Raw genomic sequence first — 16,847 nt, forward strand, 5'->3', positions numbered from 1 at the left:
TCTTACCTTATTATTCTTCAATTTCGTCGAGTTGAGGTTTGTCTACCTGATAGTCAAACCCACCCAGTAACGCCGCTAAGTTACTGTTCACAATGTTTAAGTCGGTTGTGAGGCGCTGCTGTTCGAGCTGAATCGCGAGCTCGTCTGTCGTTGCGGTGATCACATCGTTAAACTGGGCGGTATTGTTTTGATACCCTCGCTCTACCGCTTTAATTCGCGCTGATGCTTGAGGTAATAAGGTGGATTGATAACGTTCAAGTCGCTGTTCTAAGTTGCTGCGGTCAACTAATAGCGCGTTCACTTTGGCGTTCATTTGCGCAAGCAGCGTATCTTTTTGGGATTTAGCCGCACCTACTTGGTATTGCGCCGACGCTAAATTTTTGTCTTGGCGATTGCCAGTAAACAATGGGATATCCATGGTCAGGTAAGCGCTCACCAAATCGGATGCTGGTTCACCTCGCATGTTTTCCGCTTGGCGATAGGCGTACATAACTTCCACTCCAAACTGAGGACTGTAAGATTCTTCCGCCAGCTCAACTTGGGTTTGGTTTGCTGAGATGCTGACATCCGCCATTTTGACCATGGGATGCTGGAGCAATTGCTGATAATGCTTGGTGGTATCGGTGTTGACGAGCTGATCAAGCGTGCTCCAATCCAGTTGATTGATCGCACGAACAGATTGATTAGCGTTCAACCAATCCGAACCTAACCATTCAGAAAGTTGGGTAATGATACGGCGCTGCATCTGAGCGTTGGCCTGCAGTTTTTCGTCCAGTTTGGTGACTTGCAACTGCGCATTCAGCAGGTCTTGCGCTTCGCTCTTACCAATCGAGTAATTGGTTTGAATAAAGCGCTCCATTTCTTTCATCAAGGTGCGGTTTTCCTGCAATATCGCGTATGCGGTTTGCTGGTAGCCAAGCTCCAACCAAAGCTGAGTGATGTTGTTGGCCACTTCACGCTCTCGGGTCTCGACCTGAAAAGCGGCGCCATCGGCTTGTTGATTGGCTTTCTTCTGTTGCAAGTCCAAGCTAGAACCGCGCTCGAACTGCTGCATCAAACCCACCGAGATATTGGTCATTGGGTCTTCATCAAACTCAAAGCTATCGACAGGCAAACCGCCAAATCCGACCTTAAGTTTCGGGTCCATAAGCGTGGCGCTCGCAACGCCAGTTTCTCGCATTGCTTGTGACTGTGCGAAGTACTGTTTTCGGCTGCTGTCTTGCGTCAGCGCGTGTTCAATTAATTGGTTGAGTTGCGTTGTGGCATTGGTAACTTCAGCCACTGACCTCACCTTAGCTTCGGCACTCACCGAAACCGACGGATACAGCACCACGGCGATACTGACTGCCACGGTGACTAATCGTGTGTCTATATTCACAATCTTTATCCATTCTGGGCGTCAAAAGACGCGTAGATCGATCCCTCACTACGCAGCATTACGCTGGCTAACGTGAAAGGCGTTAAATATCAGATAAAGATTTAGATGGAAGGTGGACGCAGTATGCTTTGCGAACGGGTGACTTTGTCGCCGATAATAATTGGAGAATGGAGAGCGAGTGAGAAAGTAAAATCTCGCGAGGCTTGGGAAACTTGCAGTGGAAAACAAACACTCGAACACACCGACGAACAGCAGTTATACGTATCGTCTAATGGTGTCGCGCAGTGTGAGCTGGTTTCAGGGGGAGATGTTTTAGCGTGCTGAGCGTGCTCAACGTTTGCCACAACGGTGTCACAACCCACCATCATAGTGGTGTTTGGCTGCGCGCTGCTATGATGAAGATTCGCCGCAGGACTGACCATATTGTTCATCATTGCCGGTGCGCTCGACACATAGCTAGACATCAACATTGCAACAATGCTGAGTATCGTAATCCATGTTGTTCGAAACGTGTTGGTCATCACGCACCTATTTGCTGAGACTGATTAGTGTTGGGACTTATTGAGCCACATTGTGTTTTAGCGCGTTACCAAAACACACTCGTACTAAAACTCGGTTATCTTAAAGCTTACCTTAGGGGTAAGGTCAACTCTGTTTTTAGATTTAATCGATCCATCTCCCCTCAAATCAAGCAATAAACTCAATTGCAATACAACAAATTTAATATGTTGATTTGCATTTTGTGACTAGCAATCATACGAAAAATTCATATTCATTCTACACTTAACCGTCCGACTTTAATCATGGAAGAACGCTGCATGAAATTAAAAACCATCGCGACCGCCATCGGTTCTGTTTTGCCTGTCACAGCTCTCGCCGCCGAACAACCAAACATTGTCGTTATTTTTGGCGATGACATCGGGTGGCAAAATGTGAGTGCGTACGGCATGGGAACCATGGGATATAGAACGCCTAACATAGACCAAATCGCCGAACAAGGTATCCGCTTTACCGATCACTACGCGCAACCTAGCTCAACCGCTGGACGCGCCGCGTTTATCACAGGTCAGTACCCGATTCGTTCAGGAATGACCACAGTTGCAATGCCTGGCGGTGCGTTGGGCATTAAGAAAGAATCTCCCTCATTGGCTGAAGTTCTTAAACAAGTCGGTTACGCCACTGGTCAGTTTGGTAAAAACCACCTTGGTGACCATAACTTTGCTCTGCCGACAGTTCATGGATTTGACGAGTTCTTTGGTAATTTGTACCACCTAAACACACAAGAAGAGCACGAACAGCGCGACTACATCAACTTTGCCAAGGCCTACTCTGGCTCGGTAGAAGAGTACGCGAAGAAATTTGGCACTCGTGGCGTACTGCACTGCTTTGCAACTGATACCGAAGACAAAACCGTCGATCCGCGTTTTGGTGAAATGGGTAAACAGAAATGCACCGACACTGGCCCGCTGGGCAATGAACGAATGAAGAACTTTGACCGCGCGGAAATGATTCCTGCGGCACTTGAGTTTATCGATAAATCAATGAAAGCAGACAAGCCTTTCTTCACTTGGATCAACACCAGTCGTATGCACCTCTACACGCGCTTAGATGAGAAGTGGCGCTATGCGGCCGAGAATTACACCAGCGAATACGATTATTACGGCAGTGGGATGTTGCAACACGACGATGATATCGGCTTCCTATTAGATGAACTGAAAAAACGCGGTGTGACCGAAAACACTATCATCCTTTACACCACAGATAATGGTCCAGAACATTCATCTTGGCCTCATGGCGGTACAACGCCGTTTCGTGGTGAGAAAATGACTACCTATGAAGGCGGCGTGCGCGTGCCAACCATGGTCAGTTGGCCAGCAGCGATTCCTTCAGGACAAACTCTGAATGGTATTCAAGGGCACCAAGACCTGTTCACCACTCTAGCAGCCGCGGCTGGCGTAAAAGATGTGAACGAGACAATGCTCAAAGAGAAGAAGCAATACATCGATGGGGTAAACAACCTCGCCTATTGGAAAGGTGAGACAGACAAGTCGGCACGAAGCTCGATTCTCTACTATTTTGAAGGGCAACTTTCGGCAGTTCGAGTCGGTCCGTGGAAGTTCCACTTTGCAGTCGCCGAGCACTATTACGATAACTTGCTACCACTCGCGAAACCTAAAATATACAACTTACGTGCTGATCCGTTTGAGAGCTACGATTCTATCGACGCCAATGGACACTTAGTGCAGAAGATGTCTTGGCTACTCGCTCCGGTTAGCGAATTGGTACAAGAACACGTGAAGTCACTAGTGGAATATCCACCGACTCAAGGTGGTACCACTTTTAACATGGCGGAAGTGATTGAAAATGCAATGAAACAGACTCAACAATAAACGGCTTCTACAACGAAAAAAGGTGGGCAATCGCCCACCTTTACTTCTAACTCAGCTCGTTAAATCTTAACCAGCATCTTACCTTTGTTTTTGCCTTCAAATAGACCAATAAAGGCTTCAGCAGCATTTTCAAGACCTTCATATACGGTCTCTTCAGACTTCACTTTACCTTCTTTAACCCATTGACCCATTTGCTCAACAAACTCACCGTAGTGTTCCCAGTAATCCATAACGATAAAGCCTTGCATAGTCAGCTTCTTAGTGTTGATTTGCAGTAGGTTACTAGGTCCAGGTTGTGGTACATCCGCGTTGTAGTCTGCGATCATGCCACAAACCGGGATACGACCATATGGGTTGATCACTTCTAGCGCAGCTTCTAGGTGCGCGCCACCTACGTTTTCAAAGTAAACATCAATACCTTCTGGCGCCGCTTCGCGCAGCGCTTGAGTGAGATCATCCACTTTCTTGTAGTTGATCACTGCGTCAACGCCCATCGCTTTAACCATTTCAGCTTTCTCGTCAGAGCCTACTGAACCGATCACTTTACAGCCGTACTGTTTTGCGATTTGGCAAACCACACTGCCTACTGCGCCTGATGCCGCTGAGACAAACACAGTGTCGGTCGGTTTTAGCTGAGCGACTTTAAACAGGCCAACCCAACCTGTGAGACCCGGCATACCAATCACACCAAGGAAGTGTTGATCAGGGAGTTCAACCGAAGGAAGCAAGGTCAGATCAGCACCATCGCTAATGAAAGTCGTGCGCCAACCGCTGATATTGCTCACTTTCGAACCAACAGGGAAGTTTTCATTCTTAGATTCAATCACTTCACCAATTGCACCACCTTCCAGCACTTCATCGATCTGGAATGGTGGAATGTATGATTCTCTGATCACCATGCGACCACGCATATATGGATCTACCGACATCCAAGTGTTTTTGATCAGCACTTCGCCTTCTTGGATTGAAGGGAGTTCAACTTCAACAAGTTTAAAGTTTTCCTGAGTTGGCATACCGCTTGGGCGAGACGCTAGGTGGATTTGTTGGCTGTTCATTTTGCTCTCTCTTTACTTTTGCTTCACTGGATACACCGCTATGAAACTGACTGGGTGTATCACAAAATATCACTTTGCTTGGCTAGCAAATACTTTGCGCACAAACAATTTGCAAATAAGTTAACTGGAGTTTGATAAGAAAGCAATACCTTTGCTCAAAAATAATTTGCGTGCAAATTATTTTAAATTACGCAGAATTTGTTATTATGTTGCCCTTGCTTAATCATGGACTCTCTCATGACTGATAAATTATCCGACAACGTCTGTTTTGCTTTGTATACGGCGACTAATTCGTTGGTGCGCGCATTTCGCCCGCTACTTGATGAATACGACCTGACTTATCCGCAGTACATTGTGATGCACTCTCTGTGGTGTAAAAACGATGTAAGTCTGAAAGAACTTTCTCAAGATACCCATCTAGATCCAGGCACGTTGACACCTATCGTTAAACGTTTGGAATCAAAAGGATTATTGACGCGTAAAGTCTCAGAGCTGGATGAACGTAAAAAGGTCATTTCCTTAACGCCAAAAGGCAGCCAATTGCAGGAAGAAGCGCAAGAACTGAGTGCAAAGCTAGAGTCTCGCTCGAGTATGGCGGCAGAGAGTATTGAAGCGCTGCGAGTGTTGTGTCTTGAGTTAGACACTAATCTACGCAAAAGCGATTAAGATAGGAATTAGGCATCCGTCGTCACTCAGTTTTAGGCGAACTGACTAACGACGGAAGACAAGCAGTGATTAATCGAATAGTTCAATCACGAGTTTATTGTCTTTGATAACCAGATTAGGACTCGCTGACTTTAGCAATACTGCCTGAACTTTATCGTTTTCAAGCTTGTACACTGGTTGGTTTGATAACGCATAACCAATCATTGATACCGCAGGCTTGAGCAATTTACTCACTTCTGGCGTCAGTAGTTTGCTTTTCTCTTCAAATCGTTCAAGGCGTAGTGATTGCAAAAAGACCTCACCAGTATCCTGGTCATACTTAGGAATGGCACTGAATTCTAGGTCGAGATTCAAACCCATATCTTGCTGACTCAAAAACTGCACGTTCGCGGTGGTATTGGCAAACACAGAAATACGATCTGCATCTGCACGACCAATCTTCACCTCAAGATCATCCACCGAAACTTGAGCATACATAACGTTTTGAACACCAACAGACTGATTAATCTTCGCTTTGTCTTGCAGGTATTGGTTCATATCCTGTTCGGTGATGCTGTAGCTCGCACAACCGTTAACGACAAATATTGTGGCGGTTACGGCTAGGATTTTGGCAATTTTATTTATCATCAATTGTTAGCTCTTCTTCGTTTACTGCAAACAGTGAATTCTATTACTCATCAGATCGATAGCAATAGAGCAATAGTTCCAATTCATCGGACAAATTTGTAATACTTCACCACGCTCTTCCCTCAATACAATAGTGAAACCCAGAATGTGTCAAGTTTGACGGGAATAGGGGTATCATTACTGACACAAATCTTGCTTTCGTCCAATCAACGTAACTTTAATGCGCCGGCTCAATGGCTTACATTTCCATCTATGTGCTATGGTTTAGCTTAATAAAACACGCACAAAAGGTAGTCGTTTATGCTCGTAACTTTCCGTACCAAAGCGTATGCCAACGTAACGATGTTTGGTAACGTCGCACTTGAGATGATCAAAATGATGGGGCACAGTGAAACGGTTCCTGGCGCGATTACGGCTGAGAATGTGCCAAAAGCGCTAGAGCAATTTAAAGCGGCGGTAGCTCATGAGAAAAACAAGCCAGACCCTGAAGATGTCGATACTGACGACGAAGATGATGCAGAACCACAAGTAAGCATCGCAACCCGAGCACTTCCTCTACTCGAACTTTTAACCGCAGCAGCGAAAGACCAATGCGACGTGATGTGGGATAAAGAATAAACCGTAATGAGCCCGAAATAGCACCGCGATTTCGGGCTCGTAAACCTTACAAGTCAGCGAGTTGACACTTTGCGTCTCGCTCTTCATCTAGCAACCAAGAAATCCAACGTTTACGCGCATTGATAACAAACCCTTCGTCCCGCGCTACGCCCTCAACAATGTAACCGTCGCTTTGCTTAAGCTCTCCTTTGTAACTAAATACCCAATCTTCACTGCGTATCGGCTCTCCATTGAGAATCGCTCGACTCAACTTAGGGCTGCGAATAGCAATCTTAAGTCCAGTAACGTTGGCCACATCCAAACCCGCAGTCTGATCAATAAGTCCAACTGCGACAGGGACCGTTATTTGGCACAGCTCTCCCCTAGTATTTCGCGCCTGATACTCTCCTTCGCCCACTCGGCCTTTCAGCCAGAGCAATTGACCTTGCGTCATTGCTGGTACTGTAAGCATTCCTTCAATTCGGTAATCAATCTCGCTTGCCAGCGCAAATGTGCTTACTAGCAACAAGGTAGTTGCAGCAAATCCGCGACTGATTTGATATCTAATCTTCATCACTTGTCTCCTTACGCTGTTTGAGGTTGTTGACTGGGCTGCGCTAGTAGATAGAGCAGACACAGCGGCCCTATCGCTGGCACAACAAATATCCATGTCCACCAACCGGAGCGTCCTGAATCATGTAAGCGACGCACGATGATCGCTAACATCGGAACAAAGCTAGCTATGCTGTAAATCACATCCCACCAGCCGATAGCTGGGAATGTGATATCAACGACAATGAACAGCACCGTGAAGAGGAGGTGATACAAGATAAACATCCAAAATGCGGTTCTTGTAGAGTACCCAGAAAAATCAAAATAGCGTTTCCACGCTAACCAATACCAAGACATAAAGCGCTCCTTATTTTACTGCGTTTAGTTGGTATCAGTGTGTCGCCAGAACTGAGAAAAAACGTCCTAAAACGGGTTTGAGGACGTACTCGAACCCATCTTTGTCTATGGTTAGCTTTTAACACCATGACGATGCAACTATGATGGTTAGCGTAAAAACAAGGTGTTGCTTTAGCTATTTGGATGTTCCCTATGCTTTCTATCCCAATCCCGTTTGTCGTGTCACTGCTGCTAACACTGTTGGCTGTTAACCTCTATTTTCGTTATCAGAAACGAGCCATCACCTCGTGCATTTTTCTCGCTGTATGTGCGGCAACGACATCGGTTGTTGGTTTGCGTTGGGGGTTAAACTGGCCGATTTTCTCCTACATTCAGCCTGTGCTTGCGTCTCTGATTCCGGTATTAGCTTGGCAACTTTTCTCTCATACCAGTTCAAAAAGACGCGTTGCTTTACTTCATCTTCTTGCGCCGATATTGGTCTGTGCCATGGTTGCTTCTCAGCGATTTTGGTCTCCTCCGCTAGATGCAATACTCACGGTCATTTACTTGCTTTACGGCATCGCGTTACTGAAGCATTCCAATCAAGACGCGCTGATGGTGAATGTCTCCTTTAGTCACTGGGAAGGAGTGAAAAAGGCTCAGAGTATAGCTGGGTGGATGCTGTTATTTTCGGCTTCGATAGACGCGTTTATGTCACTAGATTTCGCATTCAATGGCGGTCGATACGCGCCTTATATACTCACTGTCGCCCACTTAATTCTGCTGCCGATTTTGTCTGTTGCTGTGGTGACGGCTGGTGTCAATACTCAACAGCAGAGCAAGCATAATGATGTAGAGAAAACACTAACCAAAAACAGTAAAAACGAGAGCGCAACGCCAGTGATGTCTGAACAACAAGCACGAGAGATCAGCGCTCAGTTTGACTACCTTATGACATCAAGTGAGTTGTACCTAGACCCGGATTTGACCCTATCAAAACTGTCGCGAAAATTGCTGATCCCCGCCAAACAGATCTCAACGGCGATTAACCTTGTTTATCAGCAAAACATTTCAAAAGTGATCAACGAATATCGAATCCAACACGCCAAACAGGCGATACTAAGCAGTGACGAAACCATCACTCAGGTCTTTATGAACTCGGGCTTTCAAACTAAGTCTAACTTCAACCGAGAGTTTGCTAGAATCGTCGGGATGACGCCCAGCGAATTCAGAAAGCAAAGCAAGTGAAATCAGATAGTTAATATTAGGTATATGGATAATATCGCTGCTATCGGGAGCCTCATAACACAATGCACAGGCAGGCTATTCCACTGGTTGCAAAAATAAGCGAAATTTCACTATTCATTTAGCCAATTCTCTCTATCATAGAGACAACCTCACCAACGTTTGGTAGGTGTTTTTCTGTTTGGAGAAGTACCATGACAAAAGGTCTAAGCATTCGAGCTTTGGAGCGTTCTGACTTACGTTTTATTCATGACCTTAATAACAACCGCAACATCATGACCTACTGGTTTGAAGAACCTTACGAGTCATATGACGAGTTGGAAGAGTTATACCAAAAACACATCCACGATGACGCTGAACGCCGTTTCGTGGTTGAAAATGAGAACAAAGAGTTGATCGGGCTGGTCGAGTTAATCGAGATTAACTACATCCACCGCAGCGCTGAGTTCCAGATCATCATCGCCCCAGACCATCAGGGTAAAGGCTACGCAAAACAAGCGGTTCACCGCGCATTGGATTACTCGTTCTCGATCCTCAACCTGCACAAGATTTACTTACTGGTTGCCCTCGATAACGAAAAAGCGATCCATCTTTATAAGAAATGCGGTTTTATCGAAGAAGGTCATTTGGTAGAAGAATACTTTATGAACGGTCGCTACCGAGACGTCAAACGGATGTACATTTTGCAGCATCACTACAGCGGTAACAAAGACGAATAAAATCATTCCGACACTCTAAAACCACGAAAGGCGAACAGTAATGTTCGCCTTTCTTCATTCTGGTTTGCTCTGAGTTATTTAGAAGAAGTCACCCTATACCATTCGCTGTTCGGATATCACACTTTAGCAACCCACCTCCCATTGTTTAGATGTCATAATATTTAATTGATCAAACCGCATCATAAACACACCTATTTGACGATAATTACAGCCATTTGAGTTATTTTGTGATCTTTGTTACACTTCTTGCGCAACTTAAACTTTAGAACTCAAATTAATTGGAGGCGGTTTTGTTGTCTTTCTCACTAGAGAAAGGCGTTTATATAAAACGTAGCAATTGTATTTATGGAAAATGCATTAAAAAAATATAGTATCGAAACGACTGACTATCAGGTTGGACAGGACAACGTTCAAAAGTGGGGTTTCGATATTCATAATCCTGTTTTTGGTATTAGCGCTGGTCTGGTTATTCTCAGCCTTATTTCTCTTCTTATTCTTGACCCATCAACCGCACGAGACGCACTCAATGGTCTTAGAAACGGTATCATCGAAGATTTTGACGTCTTCTTTATGTGGTCGACCAACTTCTTTTTATTTTTCGCTATCGCTTTGCTGTTCTCACCATTAGGTAAAGTTCGTATTGGTGGTAAAGACGCTGTCGCAGAGCACTCTACTCTTTCTTGGTTATCGATGCTGTTTGCTGCAGGTATGGGTATCGGTCTACTTTTCTGGAGTGTCGCTGAGCCAACCGCGTACTTCACCGATTGGTGGGGAACGCCGCTTAACGCCGAAGCATACAGTGAAGAAGCTAAATCGCTGGCTATGGGTGCAACCTTGTATCACTGGGGTATTCATGGCTGGAGTATTTATGCGATCGTTGCTCTATCACTAGCCTTTTTTGCTTACAACAAAGGTTTGCCGCTATCTCTACGCGCTGCGTTCTACCCGATTTTTGGTGATCGAGCATGGGGTTGGCTAGGACACGTGATTGATATCCTTGCGGTACTGTCAACATTGTTTGGTTTGGCGACTTCACTCGGTTTAGGCGCCCAGCAAGCAAGCAGCGGTATTAACCATGTATTTGGTCTAGACGGTGGCATTGGTACGCAAATGGCGGTGATCGCGTTTGTAACCTTTATTGCAGTATTGTCCGTTATCCGTGGTATTGATGGCGGTGTTAAGCTGCTCAGTAACGTCAATATGATCGTCGCTTTTGCCCTACTGATTTTTGTTACTTACATCAGCTTCGATACAGCGATCAAATCGTTGTGGGACACAACGCTGGCTTACGCACAAAATATCATTCCGTTGAGTAACCCTCACGGCCGAGAAGACAGCACTTGGATGCACGGCTGGACGGTATTCTACTGGGCTTGGTGGATTTCATGGTCACCATTCGTTGGTATGTTCATCGCACGTGTATCTAAAGGTCGTACTGTTCGTGAATTCTTGCTCGCGGTAATTGTAATTCCTACTACAGTAACCTTAATCTGGATGTCAGTATTTGGTGGTATTGCACTGGATCAGGTCGTAAATAAAGTCGGTGAGTTAGGCGCAAATGGTCTGACGGATATCTCTCTGACCTTATTCCATGTTTACGACGCATTGCCATACAGCTCGGTTATTTCGGTCCTATCTATCATGCTGATCTTGGTGTTCTTTATCACCTCGTCAGACTCGGGTTCACTGGTTATCGATAGTATTACTGCCGGCGGTAAGATTGATGCACCAGTACCGCAGCGTATTTTCTGGGCGTGTATTGAAGGCGCAATTGCAGCTGTAATGTTGTTCATTGGTGGTAAAGAAGCGCTACAAGCACTGCAATCTGGCGTTGTCGCGACTGCATTACCGTTTACCTTTGTGCTGCTACTAATGTGTGTCAGCCTAGTCAAAGGATTGCGCTCCGAGCTGCCAGCTTACCAGCGCTAACAGCAATAGAAATAAAACACCGAACGCTATCGTTCGGTGTTTTTCTTTGCGTGAAACAATCTCAGGCTACCTGCCGTAAAACATAAACGATCGCATTGAAACGGAGCCTAAATCTATCCCTTCCGCCAACGTGATCATCTCGTCTCGCGCATCCGACGCTCCAGCAATCGTTAGTGCTGGCGAATAGTGTTCCAATGTCGGGTTCGACATCTTCATCAAACTGCCCATTGCATTCAAATCAGCCAGTGCGTCAAAGTTACGCTCATACAATTTGTTGGCAAAGTAAGCATCAAACTCCTGTGCCCAATCATGAGCTTGACCATCAAATCTCAACTGACGCAAGTTATGCACGATATTCCCCGACCCTAAGATCAACACGCCGCGATCTCTAAGGTCTGACAACACTTTACCCATCGCCAAATGCCACTGCATATCACGTGTCACATCGACAGAAAGCTGAAACACCGGCACGTCGGCGCCTGGATACATCGACTGCAACAACGCCCAAGCACCATGGTCCAAACCCCAAGCGTCGTCAGTATGGGTATGGAAATCACCTAGCATGCTCGCCACCTCACCAGCCAGCTTAGGATCACCTTGAGCCGGGTATTGCTGCTGATAAAGCGCATCCGGAAATCCATAAAAGTCGTGGATAGTGCGTGGTTTTTCAGACACATCCACCAGCGTCGAACCCGACGTCATCCAGTGCGCAGACACCACCAAAATCGCTTTTGGTCTAGGTAGCGTTTGACCCAGTTCAGACCACATTGAGCGGTAAGCACTGTCTTCAATAATGTTCATTGGCGAGCCATGACCAAGAAAAACCAACGGCATACGCGCTGATAACGGCAAACGCTCTTTCAATTGTTGTAAAGCAGATAAACTCATACTCGATTCCTTAGTTTGTGGCTGCATCACCGTTAGCCTTGGTTGAGCTAACCGTGACGGCGCATTTTGTATATGGATAGTTCGTATGTGGAAAGTATGTGCTCGTTCACTATTCAACACAATGTGGATTATGTAGAATCATATTGAACAAAATGTTCTCAATGAGGCAAAAGAGATGGACTTAATTGACGGTTTAAAAGCGTTTGTTGCCACCGCGCAAACCGGCTCATTTACCGAAGCAGCTGAACGTTTGGGCATTTCCAACCGGCTGACGTCAAAATACGTTGCTCAATTAGAAGAGAAACTTGGCGCTCGATTACTGCAGCGTACGACCCGCCAAGTCAGCCTGACCGCTGCCGGACAAGCGCTACTTTCACGTGCCCCCATCTTGCTCAATCAGCTCGACGATATGTTGGTGCTGGTTTCCGAAGAATCCAAAGGCTTAACCGGAACGCTGCGAATTTCAGCGCCAGTAACGTTTGGTGAAGTGCATTTGCAAGACATGTTAAGACGCTTTAGCGCGATCCACCCTGATATCTCACTCGATTTGCGCTTAACTGACCAATACGTTGATCTCGCCTCCGACGGTTTTGACCTCGCCTTTCGTGTCGGTATGCCGACAGTTTCCTCCCTGAAAGCCCGTAAACTGGGAGAACTTAAAAGTCACTTGGTCGCTTCACCGGAATACCTCAAACGTTGTGGCGAACCTAAGCATCCTAATGAACTCGACGGTCACGACTTTGTTATCGATACCAACCGCCAACAGCACAACAAGTGGTCATTTAAGCATGGAAATGAAGAGTTTGTGTTCTCACCGACTAAAAAGCTGATGGTTAATAGCGCGCGGATCGTCAGAGATTGGACCCTGGCAGGCTGTGGCATTGCGCTATGCCCAGATTTTGTTATCCGAGATGAGCTCAAAAGCGGCCAGTTGACCGTCTTACTGGGTCAATACCAACTTGAGTCGCGAACCATTTACGCCACTTACCTTTCTGGTCACGAAATACCACGCAAAGTACGCGCGTTGATAGACTTCGCGGTCGAAGACTTTCAGCAACACTCTACAAGCTAGTCAGGCTACAAAAAGACGTTAAAAACGTGCGTCAGACTCCACCTAACCTCGTTTACCTCACTGAATTTAACGCTGAAAATTCATACAATAATCACTTGTATAAACAGTGAAGAATTTTTGCATGGGAAACGCACTTTCAAAGGAATGGAAATCGGTCGAATACGTTCTGACCGACGTTGATGACACGCTGACTTGGCACGGAAAGCTACCGCCAGAAACGCTGATCGCGTTAGCCAAACTCCAGCAACACAATATTCAAGTTATCGCCGTCACGGGGGCATGTGCGGGTTGGTGCGATCACATCGCGCAGCTTTGGCCAGTCGATGCGGTATTGGGTGAAAATGGCGCGTTTATCATGGAGAAAGGCGCCTCAGGGTTAACACTCAAGTCCGGTGTCGACCTAGCATTTATGCGTCAGCAGCAAGAGAAACTCAAAGCGTCCGTTGAATCGATTCTAGAGCATTACCCAGACGTCGACCTGACATTGGATCAAGCCTATCGCCTGTGTGAAGTTGCGATTGATATCGGTCAGAACCGTACGCCACTGGCGAGCGATATCGTCCAAGCCATTGTCAGCCAAATCCATGAGTTAGGCGCGCACGCCACCGCCAGTTCAATCCACATTAATGCTTGGTACGGCGAGCATTCCAAGAAACTTACTTCGCTTGGCTATCTGGCGGAGAAAGGCTTATCGGAGCAACAAATATTGGCGCAATGTTGCTACGTTGGCGACTCGCTCAACGACCAACAAATGTTTGAGACACTCCCACTAACTATCGGAGTTAAGAACATTGAGAACTATTGGCAGCAGTTACAACACAAGCCTTCACTGGTAATGACTCAACCTGGCGGCTATGGATTTGCAGAATTTGTCGATCAACTTATCGCCCTTAAGCACGGCGAATAAGGTCAACTTTGCCGAGCCCAAAATAATAATTCCCGACTACGATGGAACTCGCAGTCGGGAATAACAGAACTTAACCTAAGGACTCAAGAAAGGAAAAGTTCCGATTCTTAAAACGATTTAAATAAGCTTCTTACGGATATGTACGACGAGCGCTTCAGCAACGATCACAACCGCAAAAATACTGACCAGTACCATCGACACTTTCTGCCACTCGAATAGGTTTTGCGCGTCGTTAAGCACCACGCCGATACCGCCCGCGCCCACCAAACCTAATACTGCTGACTCACGTACGTTGATGTCCCAACGGAACAACACTATAGAGTAAAACGCTGGCATCACTTGTGGCCAGTAACCTTTCAATAGAATACTTGCCCAAGAAGCGCCCGTTGCACGCAGTGCTTCGATTGTCCCCATATTCGCCTCGGCGATGGCTTCTGCAAGCAATTTACCGACGAAGCCGACGCTACGAACCGCGATAGCCATGATCCCTGCCAATACGCCCGGTCCAAACAACGCGATAAACAGCAGCGCCCAAACCAGTGAGTTAACCGAACGCGATGACACCAAGAAGAACTGAGCAATCCAGTTTAAGGTTTTGCTTGGGGTAATGTTTGGTGCATTCAGCAATGCCAAAGGAATCGCGAATACCAGCGTAAACAGCGTTCCTAACGTTGCAATGTGTAACGTCTCAATCAACGCGGCGTGAATGGTTTCTGGGTAGAAAGCGTAATCCATCGGCACCATACGCTGGAACATATCGGCAAACTGAGCCGGCGCGTCATAGAGAAACTCCGGAATCACTTCCACCGTTTGCCAAGACCATACGATCGCAGAGACCATACACAAGTACACCGCGTAGCGAGCCATGCGCTCACTAAAAGTAAATCGCTGCCATTCTTTATCAATTGAAGCTGTCGTCATCAGAAGATTCTCCTTACTACGTTAGACAAAAACTCCCCGACCAGAATCAGCGCAATAATGGTGATCAAAATCGCCGCAACAAAGTCGTAGTCGAAACGTTGGAAAGCTGAAAACAGAGTGCCGCCCAAACCACCAGCACCAACGATGCCCACCATGGTTGAGTTGCGTAGGTTCGAATCAAGCTGGTAGCTGGCGAAACCGATAAAACGGGTAAAGACCTGCGGCATGACGGCGTAGAGAATAACGCTGACAAAACTTGCGCCAGTCGCTCGAATTGCCTCTACTGGCTTGAAAGAGATCTCTTCAATTGCCTCGGCAAACAGCTTAGCGATAAAACCAATCGACGCGAAAATTAGCGTCAGAATCCCCGCCAAAGCGCCAAAGCCAACTGCCTTCACAAACAGAATCGCGATGATCACAGGGTGGAACGAGCGACATAAGGCGATAAAGCCACGTACAGGCGTTGAGATAATTGACGGCATCATGTTTCGAGCCGCAAGCAATCCTAAGAACAGCGAAATAACGATGCCGAAAAAGCTCGAAATAATCGCGATCTGCAAGCTCTCCGCCAAACCGCCTAGCAGCAGATTGGTACGCGAGAAATCCGGCGGGAACATGCGCGCCAATAAGCGCTCGCTTTCCACCAAACCGATCATTAAACGGTCAAACGTCAGCCCAAGCGTCGAAACGCTGTAAAACAGATATACGATGACTGCCGCGAAACCGACTCGCGTCGCCCATGATGCTTTGAACGGGTTTTCTACTTTGCCATCGGCAGTTAATCCAGCCATGACTCACCCCCGTAGATGATCTTAAGATCGTCTTCTGTAATACCCTCTGGACTGCCGTCGTAGTGCACCTTACCATTGCACATACCAATGATGCGGGTAGCAAAACGCTTGGCGAGATTCACATCGTGGATGTTGACCAGTACAGGGATTTGCTTCTGCTTGGCGAACGTTTCCATCAGCTCCATGATTTCCACTGCGGTTTTCGGGTCGAGTGACGAGGTCGGCTCATCCGCCAGCAGAATATATGGGTCTTGCATTACCGCACGAGCGATACCGACACGCTGTCTCTGACCACCAGACAAACTATCCGCACGCTGATTAGCAAAATCTTGTAGGCCAACGAACTCTAGCAGTTCAAAGGCTTTTTTCAGGTCTTTTTGCGAGTAGTTACGACGCCATGCGTTCCAAGCACTCATGTAACCTAAGCGACCACTGAGTACGTTTTCGATCACCGTTAAACGCTCAACTAAGTTGTACTCTTGGAAAACCATGCCAATGTGGCGACGCTGCTTACGTAGAGCCTGACCTTGTAGTTTCGTTAGGTCTTCGCCTTCAAAAATGATCTCACCGCCGCTTGGGTCGTTAAGGCGGTTGATACAACGCAGTAAGGTACTCTTACCCGTACCTGAAGGACCAATTATGGCGATGATGCCCGGCTTATCAATGTTGATATCAATGCCTTTAAGGATTGGCTTGCCTGCCACGTACTCATGAAATAGGTTGTTGATCTTTATTCCGTCATAGCTTGCTACGGCCATACAACTGTTCCTTGTA

General features: G+C 46.6%; 18 protein-coding genes. 8 read left to right on the plus strand and 10 right to left on the minus strand.

The annotated features are described in order from the left end of the window. Positions 1–10 precede the first annotated feature (10 nt). Together AKJ31_RS11040 and AKJ31_RS11045 are read right to left on the minus strand one after the other, a co-directional pair. The gene (locus AKJ31_RS11040; RefSeq protein WP_416340945.1) at positions 11–1,309 is read right to left on the minus strand and encodes a TolC family protein; all 1,299 of its coding nucleotides are present in this window, start codon (positions 1,307–1,309) and stop codon (positions 11–13) included. 170 nt (positions 1,310–1,479) lie between these two features. Beyond that, entirely contained in the window at positions 1,480–1,899 is a 420-nt protein-coding gene (locus tag AKJ31_RS11045) for a hypothetical protein (protein WP_053409157.1), read from the minus strand. Between the two features lie 297 nt (positions 1,900–2,196). Between AKJ31_RS11045 and AKJ31_RS11050 the strand changes: the two genes are divergently transcribed. Next, positions 2,197–3,768, plus strand: a complete 1,572-nt coding sequence (locus AKJ31_RS11050) for an arylsulfatase (RefSeq protein WP_053409158.1) — start codon at positions 2,197–2,199, stop codon at positions 3,766–3,768. A gap of 59 nt (positions 3,769–3,827) precedes the next feature. Here AKJ31_RS11050 and AKJ31_RS11055 read toward each other — a convergent pair whose 3' ends face one another. After that, complete coding sequence (locus AKJ31_RS11055; protein WP_053409159.1) at positions 3,828–4,823, minus strand: NADP-dependent oxidoreductase; 996 nt, start codon at positions 4,821–4,823, stop codon at positions 3,828–3,830. A 237-nt stretch (positions 4,824–5,060) separates the two neighbouring features. Between AKJ31_RS11055 and AKJ31_RS11060 the strand changes: the two genes are divergently transcribed. Further along, the gene (locus AKJ31_RS11060) at positions 5,061–5,489 is read left to right on the plus strand and encodes a MarR family winged helix-turn-helix transcriptional regulator (protein WP_053409160.1); all 429 of its coding nucleotides are present in this window, start codon (positions 5,061–5,063) and stop codon (positions 5,487–5,489) included. 69 nt (positions 5,490–5,558) lie between these two features. Here the strand turns inward: AKJ31_RS11060 and AKJ31_RS11065 are convergent, their stop codons facing one another. Continuing rightward, positions 5,559–6,116 carry a YceB family lipoprotein gene (locus tag AKJ31_RS11065; protein ID WP_053409161.1) on the minus strand — a complete coding sequence of 186 codons (558 nt, stop codon included), beginning with the start codon at positions 6,114–6,116 and terminating at the stop codon, positions 5,559–5,561. A gap of 300 nt (positions 6,117–6,416) precedes the next feature. On the opposite strand from AKJ31_RS11065, the gene AKJ31_RS11070 reads away from it, so the two are divergent. After that, positions 6,417–6,734, plus strand: coding sequence for a DUF1840 domain-containing protein (locus AKJ31_RS11070; RefSeq protein WP_053409162.1), 318 nt, complete (start codon positions 6,417–6,419; stop codon positions 6,732–6,734). Positions 6,735–6,780: 46 nt separating this feature from the next. Here the strand turns inward: AKJ31_RS11070 and AKJ31_RS11075 are convergent, their stop codons facing one another. Then, positions 6,781–7,287 carry a hypothetical protein gene (locus AKJ31_RS11075; RefSeq protein WP_053409163.1) on the minus strand — a complete coding sequence of 169 codons (507 nt, stop codon included), beginning with the start codon at positions 7,285–7,287 and terminating at the stop codon, positions 6,781–6,783. Between the two features lie 11 nt (positions 7,288–7,298). Continuing rightward, the gene (locus AKJ31_RS11080; protein ID WP_053409164.1) at positions 7,299–7,622 is read right to left on the minus strand and encodes a DUF805 domain-containing protein; all 324 of its coding nucleotides are present in this window, start codon (positions 7,620–7,622) and stop codon (positions 7,299–7,301) included. Positions 7,623–7,814: 192 nt separating this feature from the next. On the opposite strand from AKJ31_RS11080, the gene AKJ31_RS11085 reads away from it, so the two are divergent. The 3 genes from AKJ31_RS11085 (at position 7,815) to AKJ31_RS11095 (ending at position 11,494) form a co-directional block, all read left to right on the plus strand. Further along, positions 7,815–8,849, plus strand: a complete 1,035-nt coding sequence (locus AKJ31_RS11085) for a helix-turn-helix domain-containing protein (protein ID WP_053409165.1) — start codon at positions 7,815–7,817, stop codon at positions 8,847–8,849. Positions 8,850–9,040: 191 nt separating this feature from the next. Beyond that, positions 9,041–9,565 (plus strand): spermidine N1-acetyltransferase, encoded by a 525-nt coding sequence (gene speG, locus AKJ31_RS11090; protein WP_053409166.1) that lies wholly within the window; start codon positions 9,041–9,043, stop codon positions 9,563–9,565. A 345-nt stretch (positions 9,566–9,910) separates the two neighbouring features. Next, positions 9,911–11,494: a BCCT family transporter gene (locus AKJ31_RS11095; RefSeq protein ID WP_053409167.1), complete on the plus strand. Its 1,584-nt coding sequence runs from the start codon at positions 9,911–9,913 to the stop codon at positions 11,492–11,494. A 66-nt stretch (positions 11,495–11,560) separates the two neighbouring features. On the opposite strand, the gene ygiD is transcribed toward AKJ31_RS11095, so the two are convergent. Continuing rightward, positions 11,561–12,382, minus strand: coding sequence for a 4,5-DOPA-extradiol-dioxygenase (gene ygiD / locus AKJ31_RS11100; protein WP_053409168.1), 822 nt, complete (start codon positions 12,380–12,382; stop codon positions 11,561–11,563). 175 nt (positions 12,383–12,557) lie between these two features. Here ygiD and AKJ31_RS11105 point away from each other — a divergent pair, with 175 nt between their 5' ends. Continuing rightward, positions 12,558–13,454 (plus strand): LysR family transcriptional regulator, encoded by an 897-nt coding sequence (locus tag AKJ31_RS11105; RefSeq protein ID WP_053409169.1) that lies wholly within the window; start codon positions 12,558–12,560, stop codon positions 13,452–13,454. Positions 13,455–13,575: 121 nt separating this feature from the next. Then, positions 13,576–14,361: an HAD-IIB family hydrolase gene (locus AKJ31_RS11110; RefSeq protein ID WP_053409170.1), complete on the plus strand. Its 786-nt coding sequence runs from the start codon at positions 13,576–13,578 to the stop codon at positions 14,359–14,361. 117 nt (positions 14,362–14,478) lie between these two features. On the opposite strand, the gene phnE (AKJ31_RS11115) is transcribed toward AKJ31_RS11110, so the two are convergent. The 3 genes from phnE (AKJ31_RS11115) to phnC are packed head-to-tail and all read right to left on the minus strand — an operon-like array spanning position 14,479 to position 16,831. Then, the gene (gene phnE / locus AKJ31_RS11115) at positions 14,479–15,282 is read right to left on the minus strand and encodes a phosphonate ABC transporter, permease protein PhnE (protein WP_053409171.1); all 804 of its coding nucleotides are present in this window, start codon (positions 15,280–15,282) and stop codon (positions 14,479–14,481) included. Next, on the minus strand, positions 15,282–16,073 hold the full coding sequence (phnE, locus tag AKJ31_RS11120) for a phosphonate ABC transporter, permease protein PhnE (RefSeq protein ID WP_053409172.1): 792 nt from the start codon (positions 16,071–16,073) through the stop codon (positions 15,282–15,284). Before phnE (AKJ31_RS11120) ends, phnE (AKJ31_RS11115) begins: the two co-directional genes overlap by 1 nt. Further along, positions 16,061–16,831: a phosphonate ABC transporter ATP-binding protein gene (gene phnC / locus AKJ31_RS11125; protein WP_053409173.1), complete on the minus strand. Its 771-nt coding sequence runs from the start codon at positions 16,829–16,831 to the stop codon at positions 16,061–16,063. Before phnC ends, phnE (AKJ31_RS11120) begins: the two co-directional genes overlap by 13 nt. Positions 16,832–16,847 lie beyond the last annotated feature (16 nt).

Origin of the sequence: Vibrio hepatarius (genome assembly GCF_001274785.1) — a bacterium.
In the GTDB taxonomy this organism is placed as follows: domain Bacteria; phylum Pseudomonadota; class Gammaproteobacteria; order Enterobacterales; family Vibrionaceae; genus Vibrio; species Vibrio hepatarius.

Bases quoted from the DNA above. Each gene is read 5' to 3' on its own strand.
- AKJ31_RS11045 (WP_053409157.1), bottom strand. From the start codon at position 1,899: ATGACCAACACGTTTCGAACAACATGGATTACGATACTCAGCATTGTT.
- AKJ31_RS11050 (WP_053409158.1), top strand. From the start codon at position 2,197: ATGAAATTAAAAACCATCGCGACCGCCATCGGTTCTGTTTTGCCTGTC.
- AKJ31_RS11055 (WP_053409159.1), bottom strand. From the start codon at position 4,823: ATGAACAGCCAACAAATCCACCTAGCGTCTCGCCCAAGCGGTATGCCA.
- AKJ31_RS11060 (WP_053409160.1), top strand. From the start codon at position 5,061: ATGACTGATAAATTATCCGACAACGTCTGTTTTGCTTTGTATACGGCG.
- AKJ31_RS11065 (WP_053409161.1), bottom strand. From the start codon at position 6,116: ATGATAAATAAAATTGCCAAAATCCTAGCCGTAACCGCCACAATATTT.
- AKJ31_RS11070 (WP_053409162.1), top strand. From the start codon at position 6,417: ATGCTCGTAACTTTCCGTACCAAAGCGTATGCCAACGTAACGATGTTT.
- AKJ31_RS11075 (WP_053409163.1), bottom strand. From the start codon at position 7,287: ATGAAGATTAGATATCAAATCAGTCGCGGATTTGCTGCAACTACCTTG.
- AKJ31_RS11080 (WP_053409164.1), bottom strand. From the start codon at position 7,622: ATGTCTTGGTATTGGTTAGCGTGGAAACGCTATTTTGATTTTTCTGGG.
- AKJ31_RS11085 (WP_053409165.1), top strand. From the start codon at position 7,815: ATGCTTTCTATCCCAATCCCGTTTGTCGTGTCACTGCTGCTAACACTG.
- speG (WP_053409166.1), top strand. From the start codon at position 9,041: ATGACAAAAGGTCTAAGCATTCGAGCTTTGGAGCGTTCTGACTTACGT.
- AKJ31_RS11095 (WP_053409167.1), top strand. From the start codon at position 9,911: ATGGAAAATGCATTAAAAAAATATAGTATCGAAACGACTGACTATCAG.
- ygiD (WP_053409168.1), bottom strand. From the start codon at position 12,382: ATGAGTTTATCTGCTTTACAACAATTGAAAGAGCGTTTGCCGTTATCA.
- AKJ31_RS11105 (WP_053409169.1), top strand. From the start codon at position 12,558: ATGGACTTAATTGACGGTTTAAAAGCGTTTGTTGCCACCGCGCAAACC.
- AKJ31_RS11110 (WP_053409170.1), top strand. From the start codon at position 13,576: ATGGGAAACGCACTTTCAAAGGAATGGAAATCGGTCGAATACGTTCTG.
- phnE (WP_053409171.1), bottom strand. From the start codon at position 15,282: ATGACGACAGCTTCAATTGATAAAGAATGGCAGCGATTTACTTTTAGT.
- phnE (WP_053409172.1), bottom strand. From the start codon at position 16,073: ATGGCTGGATTAACTGCCGATGGCAAAGTAGAAAACCCGTTCAAAGCA.
- phnC (WP_053409173.1), bottom strand. From the start codon at position 16,831: ATGGCCGTAGCAAGCTATGACGGAATAAAGATCAACAACCTATTTCAT.